Source organism: Pseudomonas sp. AM4(2022) (assembly GCF_036346515.1).
GTDB classification, from domain to species: Bacteria; Pseudomonadota; Gammaproteobacteria; order Pseudomonadales; family Pseudomonadaceae; genus Aquipseudomonas; species Aquipseudomonas paracarnis.
Genome location: NZ_JAOTNW010000001.1, coordinates 47080 through 62830, shown reverse-complemented (window position 1 = coordinate 62830; position 15751 = coordinate 47080). Strand labels below are relative to the sequence as shown.

Genomic DNA, 15751 nt, shown 5'->3' with positions numbered 1-15751 from the left:
GTCAATGAACCGCCTCCTGGGTCGCCACATCCCGCCATTGCTGCCTTAACGCTATTGATTGTTGTCGAAGTGCGCCGCCACTGTGTGAATTCGGCTGGCGACGGATAGCCTGTGAGTAAGAGTAACAATCCGATCAATACAGGGAAGGTTAGGATCCGACTTTGCGCAGCATATTTAATTGTTATAAAAATTGGGATTGCTATGCAGTCCAACGCAAGCAAGTTATCGGTTGCCCGCGAATCAATACCAGATGGATAGACCCGCAGGGCGTGAGTAGGAACAGGCTACTTGGATCTACGCCCACTGGCCGGAAACAACCCTCTGATCACCCCCAGAAACGCCGCAAACAAATTGATTGAAGTGGCCGTAGTGATGGCAATCAATACATTGTCCGAGAACGGCGCTTTACCCGAGTAATACGTCGACCACCCATTCCACACCAGCAGAACCGCCCAGAAGATCACGCCGCAGGCAGCAAACCAAAATGCACGCCCCGCATACTTCTTGCGCAGTTGCCGCTCGGCTTTCTGGTCTTTGAGGTTTTGGCTTCTTTCATCGTCGGTGCCTATGGCTTGCTCGCCACCGGCCTGGGAGTCCTGGTCAGGCCCTGCCACGGGTGGCAGGGTGAGTTCCAGGTTGTCGAGTTCTTCACTCACGGATGCGGCTCTTTGGGTGAATAAGTGCTGCCATGTCTTCCCAGTCTATGGCGGAGCCGTCGGCGCCCTTGAGGGCCCAGGCTGTGCCGTCCTCGTGGGAAAGGTTGGACAGTTGGGTGCCGGACCATTTGCCGTATTTGTTAATGATCCGGTCAATCAAGCGATGGGTGTAGGTATCGCTCTCAGGCACCCTCGGAGTAACGAAGACAATGTCTTCGGCGTCGGGCTTCAGGTTGCTGAGCAGCGACGTCACCGGGCGATTACCGTAGGACTTCAACTCGTGGTACAGCGACGGGATGACCGGGCCGTATTGCCAGCGGGCGAAGTGATCATCCATCAGGGGTTGATCCCTTTCGCGCAAATGCCAGGACTGCGTATAAAACAGCAGTTTTTGCAGCTTCATGGGCGTCAGGCCCGAAAGCTTGCCTTCCTTCGCGCGCTCAATGAAGGCGTTAGCGACAGCTAGCGCTGAATAAGCCATGAGCACCTCCGTCGTTGCTGGTTAGGTTGCTACAGAGTTTTATACATAGGCCCAGAGTTGTCGATAAGCAAGGGGCACCCTGCGGCAATATGAAGAAGGGAGAATAATAGAGGGCAAATAACTGTTCGTATATACAGTATTTTGTTTCGGGTTGATTGAGATTGAATGTTTAATGCATAAATATGCAAATTAGCATTTGCCAACCTCAAAAACTCCCGTCACTATCCGCGTTATGCAAAAACGCAACGTTTCTATCGTCTTAAGAGAACTGCTGGATCGCGACCGGATCTCCCCCACGGAGCTTCACCGACGCACCGGCGTGCCTCAATCCACACTGTCCCGGATCCTCAGCGGCAAGATCGTTGATCCGTCGGATAAACACATCTCCCGTATCGCCGAATATTTTCGCGTGAGCACCGACCAGCTGCGCGGGCGCGTTGCGGTGGCGGGCTTGCGCGATGACGGGCGCGACCCGATGCATTCGGAACTCAAGGACATAAGCCTGTGGGACGACGACACCCCCGTTAATGATGACGAGGTGTCGATCCCCTTTCTGCGCGAGGTTGAATTGGCTGCTGGATCAGGAAGATTCGTCATCGAGGAAAGCGAGAAGGCCAGCCTGCGGTTCGGCAAGCGCAGCCTGCGGCATAACGGCGTGCAGTTCGACCAGGCCAAGTGCGTGACGGTACGCGGCAACAGCATGTTGCCGGTACTGCGCGACGGCGCCACGGTTGGGGTGAACGCCGGTAAAAGCGGCATTGGCGATATCGTCGATGGTGATCTGTATGCCATCAATCACAACGGCCAGCTGCGAGTTAAACAGCTCTACCGCCTGCCTTCCGGGATTCGCCTGCGCAGTTTCAACCGTGATGAGCATCCGGATGAGGACTACAGCTTCCAGGATATTCAGGACGAGCAGATCAGCATCCTCGGCCATGTTTTCTGGTGGGGCATGTACGCCCGTTAACGTCCCCGCGTAAGACGAAACCCGCCCATGAGCGGGTTTTTTTTCGCCCGCAGAAAACCGCCAAACCCCAAGCCCGCAAGGCTCGGAATGCATACGCGCATACTCGGCGTAAAAATAAATGCATTTGTGCATTGACTGTATATGCATACATGCATATTCTTCACCTCAAGCCAGCCAATAAGGCTTGGTGGAGGCGGCAAGGATGCTGCCAAGGAAGACAAGGAAGGCACGCAACATCGGCAAGGACGCCATCGAAGCGATGGCAGGGATGCCTGGCAACACCGGCAAGGATGCCGACGCTCTTTAGTTTCAACGCTTCAACAACAGGCAGCGATGAACCGGCCTTGACGGTTCAGAGGGTTGGCAACTGACCCGGGTGTGCAGCGTAAAGCACCAGAAGCAGTTATCCGGCAGACAGGGATCGTGGTCGGAAAAACATCGAGGAAAGGACCGTACCGCGCCAGTAGCGCCGAAAGTCCGAGGACAGCATTACTGAAAAGCCCGGGCGACCGGGCTTTTTGGAATGCCTACCTATCGAAGCATCTGTAAATGAAATATGGATTATTAATTGCTCAGCCAGGAGGCGTGACATGACAAATGAACAGCAAGCGTTAGCGGAAATGCCTATCTGGCTGGTCATCGTATTGGCCGTGATCGGCGGGGTGTCTGGAGAAATGTGGCGCGCCGACAAAGAGGGCGCCCGCGGTTGGTCGCTGATCCGCCGTCTGGCCCTGCGTTCCGGGGCGTGCATGGTCTGCGGGGTTTCGGCCTTGATGCTGTGCTACGCCGCCGGCATGTCGATATGGACTGCCGGTGCCATTGGTTGCCTGACTGCCATGGCCGGTGCCGATGTAGCCATCGGCCTTTATGAACGATGGGCGGCCAAGCGCATCGGGATCAACCAAGGCTCCCGCCAGGACCCGCAGTAATTGTTGCAAGGACGCTACTTAAAATGACGCTTATCGAAAAGCCATCCCAACTGCCCCAGGCCATCGGCGCGGTGCTGCATGCGGCCTTCCCGGACATCAAGGTCGGCAGTCACCAGGACTTCCAGGGCGATGCTGAAAAAACCGGTGTGCAGGTCACGGTCGAAGGCAATGGCCCGGGCATTCGCTCTCGCGAAGGGCGCAAGGCCCACGTCCTGGCCATTTCACTCAGGGCCATGGTGGCTCCCGGTGCATTGCCGTTCGATGCCTGCGACCTGGCCAGCCAACTGATGGACCTGGTGCTGGATAACCGTTGGAACCTGCCTCAGTCACAGTGCGATTTGCCGGCGAATATCGTCGCTGCTCCCGCTGTGCGCACTTCCATGGAAACCGACTACGACTCCTGGACGGTTTCCTTCACGCAAACCCTCTATCTCGGGCCGGCGTTATTCGACGATCCCACAGGCCAACCGCTATTTGCCTGCACCTGGGACGTCTCCAACATCGACGACCCAACCCAATACCAGCCAATGGCGGGGTAGCCCATGTTCGACGCGCTGTTACGCATGCAATTAGGACCGATCGTTGAACGCTTGGCCGAGATGGAGTCCCAGCTCGAGGACCTCTACCGACGCGCCGAGAGCTTCTGCCGGATCGGGATTTGCCAGCAGGTCGATGCGGCCAGCAACACCTGCAAGGTCAGCCACGGTGACTTGCTCACCCCGGCGATCCGCTTTTTCAACCCCAGTGCCGGTGCGCAGACTGAAACCCGCATCCCTACTGTGGGTGAGCAATGCCTGTTGCTCAACTACGGCGGGGGGGAGGGCGGTGTGCAATCCGTGGCGCTGTTCGGCCTCAATAGTGATCGCTTCCCGCCGGTCTCCAGCGTGGCAACGCTCACCCGGCGTCGCCATCAAGACGGCACCCAAAGCGACTACGACGACGCCAGCCACACCTTCAACTGGGTCAATGGCCCGACCACCTTCAGCGGTTCGCGCGAACAAGTTGACGTCAAAGTCGGCGCCGCCAGCCTGACCCTCAGCGCCCAGGGCATCATTCTGCAAATCGGCGGTACCAGCCTGTTGCTGGATGCCGGCGGCGCGCACTTCAGCGGCCCGGTAGTGGACCATCAAGGACGCGTCATCAGCCCCCGATAAGGACACCCCATGATCGGAATCGATAGGAGCACCGGGGCAGCCGTCGACGACTGGCTGCAATTTGTGCAGCGCGCCACCCGAGCGCTGACCACCCCCGTGGGTACTCGGCAAAAACGCCCATTGTACGGCTCGCTGATCCCGCAGTTGCTCGGCCAGAACCTCGGTGACGACCTCTTGATCCTCGCCCAGAGCCACGCCGCGCAAGCCTTCTACAACACCCACAACGGCATCGGCGATTTTGATCCCCAAGTCATTGTCGCCACCCGCCAAGGCGCCGGCCTGCTGCTGCGGTTTGCCGGCACCTGGAAAAACCGCCAACAATCCTTCGAGGTCGTGACATGAGCATGTTGATCCCCGGCCAGAACCAACTGGCGGAACCGACCATCATCAAGGTGGATGAGTTCGAGCCGTTGCTGGCCGAGTTCAAGGCGTTCGTCATTGACTACGTCGCCACCCGCGCGCCGCAAAGCGCAGCCAAACTCCAGGTCAGCCTCGACAACGAAAGTGAACTGCTGACCCTGGCCCTGGAAGCCTTTTGCGTGCGCCTGCAAACCCATGAGCGCAAATACAATGCCCGCATCAAGCAGGTGCTGGCGTGGTGGGCCACCGGTAGCAACCTGGATGCACGCCTGGCCGATATGGGCCTGGAACGCCAAGTGCTCGACCCTGGCGACCCGGCCGCGTTCCCGCCGGTGCCACCTACTTTGGAAAGCGATGACGACGCTCGCCTGCGTTACTACCTGGCACCCCACGCTCCAGCAGCAGGCTCGCGGATGCAGTATCGCCGCGAAGTGTTCACCCTCGGCGAGCGCCCGGCGGTGAAAGTACAGAGCGCGACGCCGGGTGTGGTGACGGTCACCTACACCTTCGACCCGGACGGCTATGCGGCCCAGATCAAGGACGGCAACGCCCGACGCACCGCACCGGGGGAAGTCATGGTCACCGTGCTTTCCAGGGAGGGTGACGGCACGCCATCTGCCGACTTGCTTGACGGTGTACGTCGACATTTCGCACGGCCGGATGTACGGCCCGAAACCGACTTGGTCAGCGTCCAGGGCGCGCAGATTCAACCCTACAAAATTCGCGTGGTGGCCAAGATCAACGCCGGCCCGGACTCGGGGCTGACCCAAGTGGCCGCGCAGAAACTGCTGCAAGACTACGCCGAGTCCTGCCACCGCCTGGAAGGGCGGGTGGACCCCAGCTGGATCGACTACGCCATCCACAGTGCCGGCGCCGCGCAACTGCATATCCTGGAACCGTTGGCGCCGATTATCAGCACCGCGTTCCAGGCCCCGTATTGCACGGGCGTCGAGGTGGAGGTGCGCACACTATGAGCGAACCCAAAGCGAGTTTGCTGCCCGCCAACAGCTCACCGCTGGAAAAGGCGCTGGACCTGGGCTTCGGCACATTGCTTGAGCGCGTCACTCCGCCGTTTCCGGCGCTGATGAACCCCCTGCACACCCCCAGCGAATTCCTGCCTTACCTGGCCGCCGACCGTGGCGTCAGCGAATGGGATGCCGAGGCCAGCGAGGCGGAAAAACGCCTGACCGTGGCCTTGTCCTGGCAGATCCAACGCCAGGCCGGCACACCCAAGGCGCTGAGCCATGCGGTGGAGTCGTTGGGCTTCACGCCCAATATCAGCGCCTGGTACCAGCAACGTCCGCTGGGCGTGCCTTACACCTTCGACGTGCAGGCGATCATCGGGCGCAGTTGGTCCAGCGGCGACCACAACCGGCTGATCCGGCGTATCAACGCAGCGAAGAGTGAACGCGACCAGGCGACGATTACCATCGTGCATGAAACCGAAGGCCAGCTCGCCCTCACGCAAGTGCTCGACGCGCCTTTAAGCGACGGCGAGTTCTACCTGAACGGCGCGTTGCCGGACTTGGCGCTGGTTGCCCGGCTAAACAGTGCCGGGGTTGCCCAGCACTACACCATTAACGATTACGACCTCAGGGCGCAGCCATGACAGATGAAACCACGCGCCTGGTGCGCTTCACCTCCAAAGGTTTGGATGAAGTGCTGCAGGCAAAGAACCAGGGCCTCAAAGGCGAAATCACCCACATCGGCGCCGGCACCGGCCGCTACAACCCCGACGGCAGCGAAGTGGCCTTGCGTGATGAGCGCCAACGGGTGGCCATCGTCGATTACGAAGACTTGGGCGAACGCCAACTCAGGATGGCCGCGCTGTTTGACGGCGACGGCGAGTATGAGATTGGCGAGTTCGGGTTTTACCTCGCCAGCGGGACTTTGCTGGCGGTGTATTCCGTGGCGGGGAAGTTGCTGACGTATAAGGCGGCGGCGGCAAGGGTGCTGCAGAAGTTTACGCTGGATGTTTCGCCGTTGCCGGCGGATAGCGTGACGATTGTGGTGGGGAGTGAGAACTTGAATCTGTTGTTGGCGGAGGAGATCGCGATTATGGCCGCGGCTTCGGTTGGCAATATGTCCCGCCACGTTGATTTGATGTTTCGGGTTATGCATCTCGAAGCGAAGTAGTAGCACTGACAAAAGTGCTGGAAAGATTAACTGACAGGGAGTTGATGATGGGACTTGAAACGACTATCACGAAAGTTGTGGATGCATGTAATAAGCTTACGGAGACGGTTACCAACCAAATTGGGAAGATTGATGCGCGGGTAGAGGCCGCTTCGAGTCAGTTTACTGCTTGGCGTAATAGTGTGCAGGCTAAAGATATTAATGGTCGTGCGCTTTACAAGCAGGACATTGACCTCACTGGCTTGTCTACGGAGGTATTTTATCCTGTTTGGTGGACCATGCCTGGTAACGAGGCGGGTGAAACAGAAATTACCGTCTCGCGGGTATATTATCGAGACCAGGAAAAAGCTCCCTTTGGTCAAGGGATTTATCACATTGCTGGCTTGAACTTGCAACTTGAGGGTGTCGGATATATATGGAATGGTGATGCTAACTTTCTAGCGATTAAGCGGATATCCCAAACTTACCGTGAAACGGTGAGAGGTGTTTCGTTTGGTATGATTTGTACAGCACGTGCCATTACTGGGCTCAAACCCATGTACTTAGGTTTGGTCGCTGGACAACAAACGAACGCTCCACAGTTTTCCGGGCTGTACCTGAGGGGTGGGCTGAGCTATACCATCACTAAGACGTTTGATTATCCTGTTAATTACAGCAAGTTAGATACTGAAGTGGTTATGAAAGATGACGTTAACGCCGATTGGGAAGTTCGTTGGGCGGTGAAACCTTATAGCTTGACGCAGGCTGATGCTGTGCTCGGCAAAGCCTTTGAAGAGAAACGCCTAGCCTATTCCCACGATAACGACGCTCGCTATACCGCCAAGGTTTAAGGACTGATCAAATGACTTTGTTTATCGAAAAGTTGGTAACCCCTGCTGGTGACTCGTTGATCAACGTACCTGCCAGTGCGCAGACCCTCAAAGGTCTGGGCTTTAGCGATGAGGCTGCCCAGACGCTGATCGAGAACGCCACGTCCGCAGCCGCGCTCGCTAGCACTATTGCTGCCCGCCGCTCTGCCTACGTCAGCGAAGCTGACCCGATGTATCTCGAATGGCAATTCGACGGTACGGCAGAAAAGGAAAAAGAATGGCGAGCCAAAGTAGCCGAAATCAAGGCGCGCTTCCCCTTGCCAGAAGATAAGTAACCCCACCGCGAAAGCGGTTTTTTTTCGCCTTCCCAAAGCCCCTCCCCGCAGGGGCTTTTTGCATTTTTCCCCCGGAGATTTCCACCCATGCCCACCCGCCAAACCTACACCGTCCTCATCCCATTCCCCATCGGCAACGGCCATTGGTCCACCGCCGGCGAGGAGCTGGAACTGCTCGACGTCGAAGCATCCGCCCTGCGCACCGCTGGCCGCCTGGAACTGACCAGCGTCCTCAACTCCACCCCCAAGAAGGCTGAATAACCATGGCAGAAGTCCTGAACTTCGAGCACAACGGCATCACTGTGAATGCCACTGAATCCCCCGAGGCCATGGGTGGCCTTGGCGATAACGTCATTGGCCTGGTCGGCACTGCGCCGAATGCCCATGCGTCGATCCCCAAAAACGCCCCGTTTCGCATCAACAGCTTCACCACCCAGGCGCTGCTGGACCCAACCGGCACTGAGTCGGGCACCTTGTTCCAGGCGGTGTACCAGATCCTCAAGGTGGTGAAGGTGCCGGTCTATGTGGTCATCGTCGAAGAAGGCGCCACCCCGGCCGATACGATCAATAATGTGATCGGCGGCAACGACCCGGTCACCGGTCGCAAACTGGGCCTGGCTGCCCTGAGCAGCGTCCCTGAAGACCTGACCATCATCGGCGCTCCAGGCTTCACTGGCACCAAGGCCGTGGCCGGTGAGTTCGCCTCCTTTGGCAAGCGCATCAAGGCCCGTGTGGTATTGGATGGCAAGGACGCTTCGGTGGCCGACCAAGTGACCTACAGCGGCGAACTGGGCGGGGCCGACCTGGGCTTCGACCGTTGCCTGCTGGTGCACAACATGCCGTCGGTGTACTCCAAGGCTGCGAAGAAGAATGTGTTCCTGTCGCCATCCTCGCTGGCTATCGCCGCCCTGGCCAAGGTCAAGCAATGGGAAAGCCCGGGCAACCAGGTGACTTTTGCCGAAGACGTTTCCCGCGTGGTCGAGTACAACATCCTCGACACCTCCACCGAAGGCGACCTGCTCAACCGCTATGGCGTGAGCTACTACGCTCGCACCATCCTCGGCGGTTTCTCGCTGCTGGGTAACCGCTCCATCACCGGCAAGTTCATCAGCTACGTCGGCCTGGAAGATGCCATCAGCCGCAAGCTGGTCAAGGCCGGCCAGAAAGCCATGGCCAAGAACCTCACCAAGTCCTTCATGGACCAGGAGGTCAAGCGCATCAATGACTGGCTGCAAACCCTGGTGGCCGACGAAACCATCCCCGGCGGCAGCGTGTACCTGCACCCGGAACTCAACAGCGTCGAGAAGTACAAGAACGGCACCTGGTTCATCGTCATCGACTACGGCCGCTACGCGCCGAACGAACACATGGTTTATCAACTCAACGCCCGCGATGAAATCATCGAGCAGTTCCTGGAGGACGTTCTCTAATGTTTACCAACCGAGTCAGACAGGCCATTGCGGCCACCCTTCAAGGCCTGCCGTTGTCGGCAACCGTCGATTCCTTTACTCCGCCGAAGATCGAGTTCGAAATGGACCCGATGACCGGCGGGCGCTTTATCGCCGAGGAGGTCGCCAAAAGCGCCAAGGTGCTGAATGCAACCCTGGTACTGCAAGGTGTTGGCGCCCAAGTCCTGCTGGCGCTTGGCGTCACCCAGGGTGATGACATCCTGTTGAACGTGCGTGAAGCCGGTCAGGATCAGGACGGCAAGACCTACTTCACCTACCACACCGTGGGCGGCAAGCTGAAGTCCCTGGCTGAGACGGCGCTGACCATGAACGCCAAGCCGGTCACCACTCTGGAATTGTCCTGCCGTACCTACAACCGTCTGGAAAATGGCATTCCAGTGATCGACATCGACGTGCGCACCCAGAAGTTCGTGCTCAACGGTGTCGACATTCTTGGCGATGCCCGCCGCGCCGTACTGATGCCTTAAGGGCCGGCGCAATCTGAAGCGAGCACGGTCAAGGTGGGAGCTGGCTTGCCTGCGATGCAGGCGACTCGGTATCCCTGGTGTATCGGGTGGATGCCATCGCAGGCAAGCCAGCTCCCACAGGGGCCGTGCTCAGGTTTAGATTTTTCGCACTTTTCAACACCGCTCAACAAGGAATTCCCCATGGCCTGGATGCCACCGTTGCACATCCTGCTGTCCCCGATCACCGCCGATACCGGTGCGACGATCCAGCAGATTCAGCTCAAACCGTTGTTCTACGCCGCGCAAAAAGACGCGCTGTCCCGGGCCGGTGACGACGAGGACGACCAGTTTTTCGAACTGGCGAAACTCGCCACCGGCCTGTCGGAAAAAGAGCTCGACCAACTCAAGCGCCCGGACTACGTGAGCATTGCTCAATACGTACATGAAATGTCGACCCGGCCAGCATCGTTTTTTCTCGATCAAACCGACAGCCCGCGCGAGTCGTTGACGTGCGAACAGGTTGCCCTGCTGCTGCCGCTGGATGCGAGCGGTCGCACCCTCACCAGCGTTACCTTGGAAATGCCCGCCCTGCGCGCTACCAAAGTGATGAAAAAACTGGCCACCAACAAAGACCGGGCCGAGTTCATCACCGCTCACTGCAGCGGCCTGATGATTCCCGATCTTGCCGGCCTGACCGTGCCCGACTGGACCGAGCTGCAGGAGCGCATCGACGATTTTTTAAACAAACCGGCGGACTTCTTTCGGAACGCGACATCGAAGTGATCCTCGATGTAGTGCCGCTGGTTTACTCGGTAAGCGAAGCGGAAATCCTCGACTGGGAAGCCGGCAAAGCAATGCGCCGCTACGACATCGCAATCAGTCGTCTTGGCGTTAAACAGGAGTAGAGCGCAATGGCAGGCAGTAATCACGGAGCGGGGTCAGCCATTGCCAAGGAAGGCGTGATGACTCAGGGCTCACTTCAAATGACAGGAGTGCAGGCCAGTCTCAAGCCTATCACCCAAGCGCTGCCGAGCCCGCTTGAGGTGGCACCGGGGAGTGCGGCGAGTTTGGCACTGGCATTGGCCGATGCCAGCTTGCAGATCAAGCATCTGGCCGACGGGCAGGTACGGCTGGTCGATACGCTGGAGCTGTTCAACGCCTCGTTGCTCAAGGTGATGGACGCCCGGCAAACCGAAGCTGCCGGGAACGCAGAGGGTACGAAGACCGCCGCGGCTAGCGACAAGCGCACACCCTCGCAGGCGCTGGACGCCGCGATGACCGACCTTGATCAACTGTTGATATTTGCCCGGCATGAGCGCAAGGGATTGCGTGAAGCCAACCTTGCCATGGCGTCCGAGCCGGTGGTGGCCGCCAGTGGTGCCAGTGCCGTCGACCTCGCGAAGGTCGAGTATGCCGCCGCCCGTTCCGGTATCGGCAGTGATCGTAAGGACGCTTCGGGCAATATCGACACCATTGGGCGCCAGGCAGACCTGCAGCAGTTCGCTCGCGACGCTGCGATCATGGCGACGGCGTTCAAGATCGACGTCAAAAATGCCGGCGAAATCATGGGCGGCTGGCGCGAGTCAATGCACCTTGATCGCGCACAAGCCTTGGACCTTGCCGACGCAACAAACGTACTGGGCGCCCAGGTATCGCTCAAGGCTGAATCGGCGGATATCGGCGCTATTGTGCAACTTCAGGGCGCTGCCGCGAAGGCTGCGGGCATGAGTCCCGAACAGGCTGCAGCGCTTTCGGCGGCGTTGTTGAGCGCAGGTAACAGCAAGGCTGTTGCAGGTCTTGGGCTGGAAAAAATCAGCGCCGTCCTGGCTAAAGGCGACAACGCCTCTGCAGGGCAACGCAGTGCTTGGGCAGAGCTCAAGCTTGATCCAAAAGTACTCGCGGCGGGCATGAAACAGGACGCCCCACAGGCCGTGCTTACGGTGCTGGAGGCGCTCAAGTCGCAACCCGCTGAAAGACAGGCGGTGCTGGCGACGCAGTTGTTCGACGGCAACCAGACGATTCTGAGCCTGGTACCGGTGATCGACAGCGTGAAACAGGCCTTTTCGCAGGTCTCCGAAAAATCCACCTACGCCACTTCCACGTTGGGCGACCAGGGTTCGGTCATGCGTTCGGCCGCGGTTCGCGCAGACTCCACTTACGCGCGTCGGCAAGCCTACGAGGCCAGTACCACACGCTTGAGCACCGCCTCTGATACAGCGTTGGCCCCCGTTGTGGATACCTCGCTGACCGCAATGAACGGCCTGGTCAGTGGCGTGGCTTGGTTGGCGGAAGGCCTGCCCAAGGCTACCGCTGCTGTCACCCTGGCGGGGGCAGTGCTGATCCCGGTGGTTTCCGGTGTTTTCGGTGCCGTGAAAGACAAGATTTTCGAAAAAGTCGCAGGGAAAGTGCTCGGGGAAGGGCCGGCAGCAGGGAATAAAACCACACCGCCGGACAGCCAGCGCAAAGCCCCGAGTAATGACGGGCACAACGCTAATCGTCCGTCGGCCTCCGGCCCTGGCATCTCTGGCAAAGCTGCGAAGGTGAGCACGCTGGCCAAGGGGGCCTCCCTCGGTCTGGTGGTGGCCCAGGCCGGTGTCGAGATGACGCAAGGCGCGATGACCGGGAACCTGGGTAAAGCGGTTGGCACCAGCGTGGGTTCGATCGGCGGCGGTGTTGCCGGCGGTGTCGTTGGTGATGTGGCAGGGATGGCGATTGGCCGAGCGGTCGGCACGCTGGCGGGAGCTGTTATCGGTTCGGTCGTTCCGGGTGCCGGCACAGTGTTGGGCGGTGTGATGGGCGGCGTCGCCGGGGGCGCAATCGGCAAGGTAGTCGGTGGGGCCGTGGGCACTTTCGTGGGCAGCGACGTCGGTGCGTGGCTGGCTGAAAAAGTGATGGGGACGGGCGATCGCCTGCCATCCCCCACAGAGGTCAGCAAAAACATCAACACCCCTCAAGCCGACAACCGCCAAATCAACTTCGCCCCGCAAATCACCATCACCGCGCCTGAACAAGCCAGCCATCAACAACTGGCGGCGCTCGTGGTGCAACAGATCGAAGCGCAATTTACCCCGCTGTCGATGGACAACCTGCTGGCGACCCGACGCGGCGCAGCACTCACCGATGGAGCTGTGTGATGCGACAACAGATGGTCTTGGGTACTTTTATTTTCGGGCTGTCCCGTGGGTTCGCCTACGACACGCTTGATCGTGGTAGTAGCGGGGGCTGGGTCAGCCTCGACATCATTGCCGGCAAACCTAAATCCAGCCAGGTCGGCCAGGGGCTCGAAACGCTGGCATTGGGCGGCAAGGCTGCGCGTGCCAATGGCATGGCGCGCCTGGATGAGTTGCGTACCCTGCAGGCCCTGCGGGCGCCGTTGCCTTTGGTGGACGGGTTAGGGCGTAACTGGGGACTATGGACCATCCAGTCGATCAGTGAAAAACAAGCCAGCGTGATCGACGACGGGACGGCCATGGTGATCAATTGGACGTTGTTACTGGAGGAGTTCGTCAATGCGTAGGGTTCGAAGTATTGCCGGCGACTCGGTGAACCTGTTGCTCTACCGCCAACTGGGGCGCAGTGATGATGCCGCAGAAGAGGCATTGTGGCGCTTGAACCCGGAGTTGGCCGAACAGGGTGCGGTACTGCCGGCGGGCGTCAGCGTGCTGGTGCCCGAATTGGACGCGCAACCGGTTGCGAGTCGGCCGGTTTCCGCCTGGGATTAAGGAGCCATCATGGCACTCGGATTTACACCTGTAGTGGAGCTATACGGAGCCAATGCCGCGTTATTCAACGAGCGGCTATTGGAGTGGGAGCATACCGACGCAGCGGGGTTTGTATCTGATCAACTGAAGCTGACCCTCGATATCGAGGGGCTTGAAGGGCTGCCCGATCTGGGCGGCAAAATCGGCCTGCGTATCGGCTACCTGGAATCGGGCCTGGTGGATAAGGGTGTGTTCAAGATTACCCAGCGTACGCCCTCAATGTTCCCATTGCGGCTGGTACTGGTGGCCACTGCGGCGCCCTTCGACGAGCACGAATTCAAGCAGCGCCGCACTGCCAGCCATGGGCCGATAACCCTGGGGGCGCTGTTTCGCCAACTGACCACCCGATACGGTTTTTCACCGCGTGTGGCGCCTGAACTCGACGGTGAGCCGATCGCGCACATCGATCAGACCAATGAAAGCGACATGGCTTTTCTCACGCGCTTGGCCAAGCGTTTCGATGCGGTGGCCAAGCCTGTCGATGAGCTGTATGTACTGGGGCGCAAAGGCCAGATCAAGACGCTGTCGGGTAAGGCATTGCCGGATGTGCGGTTGTCGATCACCCATGACAATCGTCCAGGTGACCGCGCGTTCATCAGCGCCAGTTTCACCGAAACCAGCCGTGCCAAATATAACGGCGCGCAAACGTCATGGTGGGATGCGGCAGCCGGAAAACAGCGTGTCGTCAAGGTGGGCATCGCCCCCTTCAAAGTGGTGACACAGCGATATCAGAGCGAGGACGAAGCACGCTCGGCGGCGCAGGGAGAGATGCGGCGGGTGGGGCGCGAAGGGTTGCAGATTGATGTGGTCTGCCCTGGTAATCCTTCGTTGGCTGCTGAAGGCCTGTTGCTGCTGGATGAGTCGTGGCCGGGGTTCATGCAAGGGCGCTGGTCGATTAAAACGGTGAAATCCAGGGGCGAGCGAAAGGGTGGCTATCGGAGTACGGTCCAGGCCAGCGGCTTGTCGGTGTAGATCCTTCCTTAGAGTAAACCCCATGGTAATCACACATGCTCAGCTTCTGGGTGTAATGCCTGGAGCCCGCCTTCGCGCGGGCATTTTTTTAACCTTTCTAAATGCGGCCTTTGCGGGACACCAGATCAATACGGCCCGTCGCGTCGCCGCCTTCCTCGCCCAAATCGGTCACGAGTCTGCCCAGTTACAGTACGTGCGCGAATTGGGCAGTGATCAATACTTGAGCAAATATGACACCGGTGTCTTGGGGGCGCGCCTGGGCAACACCCCGGAAGCGGACGGAGATGGACAAAAGTATCGCGGCAGAGGGCTGATCCAGATAACCGGCCGTCGTAATTACCTTGCGTGCAGCCAAGCACTGTTCGGCGATGATCGCCTGCTGCTTCAGCCGCAACTGCTGGAACAACCGCAATGGGCCTGCGAATCCGCCGCCTGGTTCTGGCAAAGCAACGGTCTCAACGAACTTGCCGACAAAGACCAGTTCACCACCATCACCCGCCGCATCAACGGCGGCCTCAATGGTCTGGATGACCGTTTGCAGTTGTGGGCGCGGGCGAAGGCGGTGCTGTGCGTGTCCTAGGTGCGTTTCGCTTGATCGGTGTGGCAGGTACAGGCCGTCGCGCATTCGTCTCTTGATGCACTCTGTGTCTTGCATGGTCGATGGGCTCCTGTAGGGTAGGCAAACCCCCGCCCATTCCTGGAGACGACCGTGAAGGAAATCACTCAACTGGCCGCTGAACTGGGTCGCCGTTTGCAGGTGCTCAGTGCCCACGTCACCACTGCCGAGTCCTGTACCGGCGGCGGCATTGCCGAAGCCATCACGCGGATCCCGGGCAGTTCGGCCTGGTTCGAGGCGGGCTATGTCACCTATTCCAACCGACAGAAGACCCGGCAGTTGAATGTGCCAGAAAAGCTGTTCGCCAAAGTCGGCGCCGTCAGCCAGGAAGTGGTGGAAGCGATGGCCCGCGGTGCGCAGGAAAAAAGCCTGGCGCGGTTTGCCGTGGCGGTCAGCGGTGTGGCCGGCCCCGATGGCGGTTCGCCGGACAAACCGGTGGGCACTGTTTGGCTGGCTTTTGCCGTGGGCGACGAGGTGACAGCCGAGCTTGCGCACTTCCCCGGCAACCGCGACGAAGTCCGCCGACAAACGGTAAAAGCCGCACTGGAGGGCTTGTTGCGACGAGCTGCAGCAGAAATCGAGAATCAGGGGTAGGCGATCACCGATCTTTGTGGAACAATACTGTCTACTTATACAGGTGTTGGCCGTCAGGCCTTATTG

The 15751-nt window shown here is 59.2% G+C and carries 23 protein-coding genes; 21 read left to right on the top strand and 2 right to left on the bottom strand.

Annotated features, from left to right (window positions below; translation table 11 throughout):
* Positions 1 to 284: 284 nt before the first annotated feature.
* Both ODQ19_RS00355 and ODQ19_RS00350 read right to left on the bottom strand, forming a co-directional pair.
* Positions 285 to 656, bottom strand: coding sequence for a hypothetical protein (locus tag ODQ19_RS00355; RefSeq protein ID WP_032877520.1), 372 nt, complete (start codon positions 654 to 656; stop codon positions 285 to 287).
* Positions 649 to 1137 (bottom strand): Panacea domain-containing protein, encoded by a 489-nt coding sequence (locus tag ODQ19_RS00350; RefSeq protein WP_065951834.1) that lies wholly within the window; start codon positions 1135 to 1137, stop codon positions 649 to 651. Before ODQ19_RS00350 ends, ODQ19_RS00355 begins: the two co-directional genes overlap by 8 nt.
* A 232-nt stretch (positions 1138 to 1369) precedes the next feature.
* Here ODQ19_RS00350 and ODQ19_RS00345 point away from each other — a divergent pair, with 232 nt between their 5' ends.
* The 21 genes from ODQ19_RS00345 to ODQ19_RS00245 all read left to right on the top strand — a co-directional run bounded on the left by ODQ19_RS00345 (position 1370) and on the right by ODQ19_RS00245 (position 15685).
* Positions 1370 to 2104, top strand: a complete 735-nt coding sequence (locus tag ODQ19_RS00345; protein ID WP_330209046.1) for a LexA family transcriptional regulator — start codon at positions 1370 to 1372, stop codon at positions 2102 to 2104.
* A gap of 590 nt (positions 2105 to 2694) precedes the next feature.
* Entirely contained in the window at positions 2695 to 3033 is a 339-nt protein-coding gene (locus ODQ19_RS00340; protein ID WP_005785384.1) for a phage holin family protein, read from the top strand.
* A gap of 23 nt (positions 3034 to 3056) precedes the next feature.
* On the top strand, positions 3057 to 3572 hold the full coding sequence (locus tag ODQ19_RS00335) for a hypothetical protein (protein ID WP_330209045.1): 516 nt from the start codon (positions 3057 to 3059) through the stop codon (positions 3570 to 3572).
* Between the two features lie 3 nt (positions 3573 to 3575).
* Entirely contained in the window at positions 3576 to 4187 is a 612-nt protein-coding gene (locus tag ODQ19_RS00330) for a phage baseplate assembly protein V (RefSeq protein ID WP_116667832.1), read from the top strand.
* Between the two features lie 9 nt (positions 4188 to 4196).
* Positions 4197 to 4529 (top strand): phage baseplate protein, encoded by a 333-nt coding sequence (locus ODQ19_RS00325; RefSeq protein ID WP_116667833.1) that lies wholly within the window; start codon positions 4197 to 4199, stop codon positions 4527 to 4529.
* Positions 4526 to 5521 (top strand): baseplate J/gp47 family protein, encoded by a 996-nt coding sequence (locus ODQ19_RS00320; RefSeq protein WP_330209044.1) that lies wholly within the window; start codon positions 4526 to 4528, stop codon positions 5519 to 5521. The genes ODQ19_RS00325 and ODQ19_RS00320 overlap by 4 nt, the downstream gene beginning before the upstream one ends.
* Positions 5518 to 6156: a phage tail protein I gene (locus ODQ19_RS00315; RefSeq protein WP_057976043.1), complete on the top strand. Its 639-nt coding sequence runs from the start codon at positions 5518 to 5520 to the stop codon at positions 6154 to 6156. Before ODQ19_RS00320 ends, ODQ19_RS00315 begins: the two co-directional genes overlap by 4 nt.
* Positions 6153 to 6683 carry a hypothetical protein gene (locus tag ODQ19_RS00310; RefSeq protein WP_330209043.1) on the top strand — a complete coding sequence of 177 codons (531 nt, stop codon included), beginning with the start codon at positions 6153 to 6155 and terminating at the stop codon, positions 6681 to 6683. Before ODQ19_RS00315 ends, ODQ19_RS00310 begins: the two co-directional genes overlap by 4 nt.
* A 47-nt stretch (positions 6684 to 6730) precedes the next feature.
* A complete protein-coding gene (locus tag ODQ19_RS00305) occupies positions 6731 to 7513 on the top strand; it encodes a phage tail protein (protein ID WP_330209042.1) in 783 nt (260 codons plus the stop codon).
* Positions 7514 to 7524: 11 nt separating this feature from the next.
* Positions 7525 to 7827 (top strand): hypothetical protein, encoded by a 303-nt coding sequence (locus ODQ19_RS00300; RefSeq protein ID WP_330209041.1) that lies wholly within the window; start codon positions 7525 to 7527, stop codon positions 7825 to 7827.
* Positions 7828 to 7914: 87 nt separating this feature from the next.
* Positions 7915 to 8088: a hypothetical protein gene (locus tag ODQ19_RS00295; RefSeq protein ID WP_003189022.1), complete on the top strand. Its 174-nt coding sequence runs from the start codon at positions 7915 to 7917 to the stop codon at positions 8086 to 8088.
* Between the two features lie 2 nt (positions 8089 to 8090).
* Positions 8091 to 9257 (top strand): tail protein, encoded by a 1167-nt coding sequence (locus ODQ19_RS00290; RefSeq protein ID WP_032877508.1) that lies wholly within the window; start codon positions 8091 to 8093, stop codon positions 9255 to 9257.
* Entirely contained in the window at positions 9257 to 9763 is a 507-nt protein-coding gene (locus tag ODQ19_RS00285) for a phage major tail tube protein (RefSeq protein WP_044272192.1), read from the top strand. Before ODQ19_RS00290 ends, ODQ19_RS00285 begins: the two co-directional genes overlap by 1 nt.
* A 180-nt stretch (positions 9764 to 9943) precedes the next feature.
* Positions 9944 to 10525, top strand: a complete 582-nt coding sequence (locus ODQ19_RS00280; protein ID WP_330209040.1) for a phage tail assembly protein — start codon at positions 9944 to 9946, stop codon at positions 10523 to 10525.
* Positions 10522 to 10647 carry a hypothetical protein gene (locus ODQ19_RS00275; protein ID WP_020301160.1) on the top strand — a complete coding sequence of 42 codons (126 nt, stop codon included), beginning with the start codon at positions 10522 to 10524 and terminating at the stop codon, positions 10645 to 10647. Before ODQ19_RS00280 ends, ODQ19_RS00275 begins: the two co-directional genes overlap by 4 nt.
* Positions 10648 to 10653: 6 nt before the next feature.
* Positions 10654 to 12876, top strand: coding sequence for a phage tail tape measure protein (locus ODQ19_RS00270; protein WP_330209039.1), 2223 nt, complete (start codon positions 10654 to 10656; stop codon positions 12874 to 12876).
* Positions 12876 to 13259, top strand: coding sequence for a phage tail protein (locus ODQ19_RS00265; protein WP_014717171.1), 384 nt, complete (start codon positions 12876 to 12878; stop codon positions 13257 to 13259). The genes ODQ19_RS00270 and ODQ19_RS00265 overlap by 1 nt, the downstream gene beginning before the upstream one ends.
* Positions 13252 to 13464 (top strand): tail protein X, encoded by a 213-nt coding sequence (locus ODQ19_RS00260; protein WP_044272200.1) that lies wholly within the window; start codon positions 13252 to 13254, stop codon positions 13462 to 13464. Before ODQ19_RS00265 ends, ODQ19_RS00260 begins: the two co-directional genes overlap by 8 nt.
* A gap of 9 nt (positions 13465 to 13473) precedes the next feature.
* Positions 13474 to 14475, top strand: coding sequence for a contractile injection system protein, VgrG/Pvc8 family (locus ODQ19_RS00255; RefSeq protein ID WP_103451334.1), 1002 nt, complete (start codon positions 13474 to 13476; stop codon positions 14473 to 14475).
* A 22-nt stretch (positions 14476 to 14497) separates the two neighbouring features.
* Positions 14498 to 15055, top strand: a complete 558-nt coding sequence (locus tag ODQ19_RS00250; RefSeq protein ID WP_116667841.1) for a glycoside hydrolase family 19 protein — start codon at positions 14498 to 14500, stop codon at positions 15053 to 15055.
* 129 nt (positions 15056 to 15184) lie between these two features.
* Positions 15185 to 15685 (top strand): CinA family protein, encoded by a 501-nt coding sequence (locus tag ODQ19_RS00245; RefSeq protein ID WP_034118388.1) that lies wholly within the window; start codon positions 15185 to 15187, stop codon positions 15683 to 15685.
* The last annotated feature ends 66 nt before the right edge of the window (positions 15686 to 15751 follow it).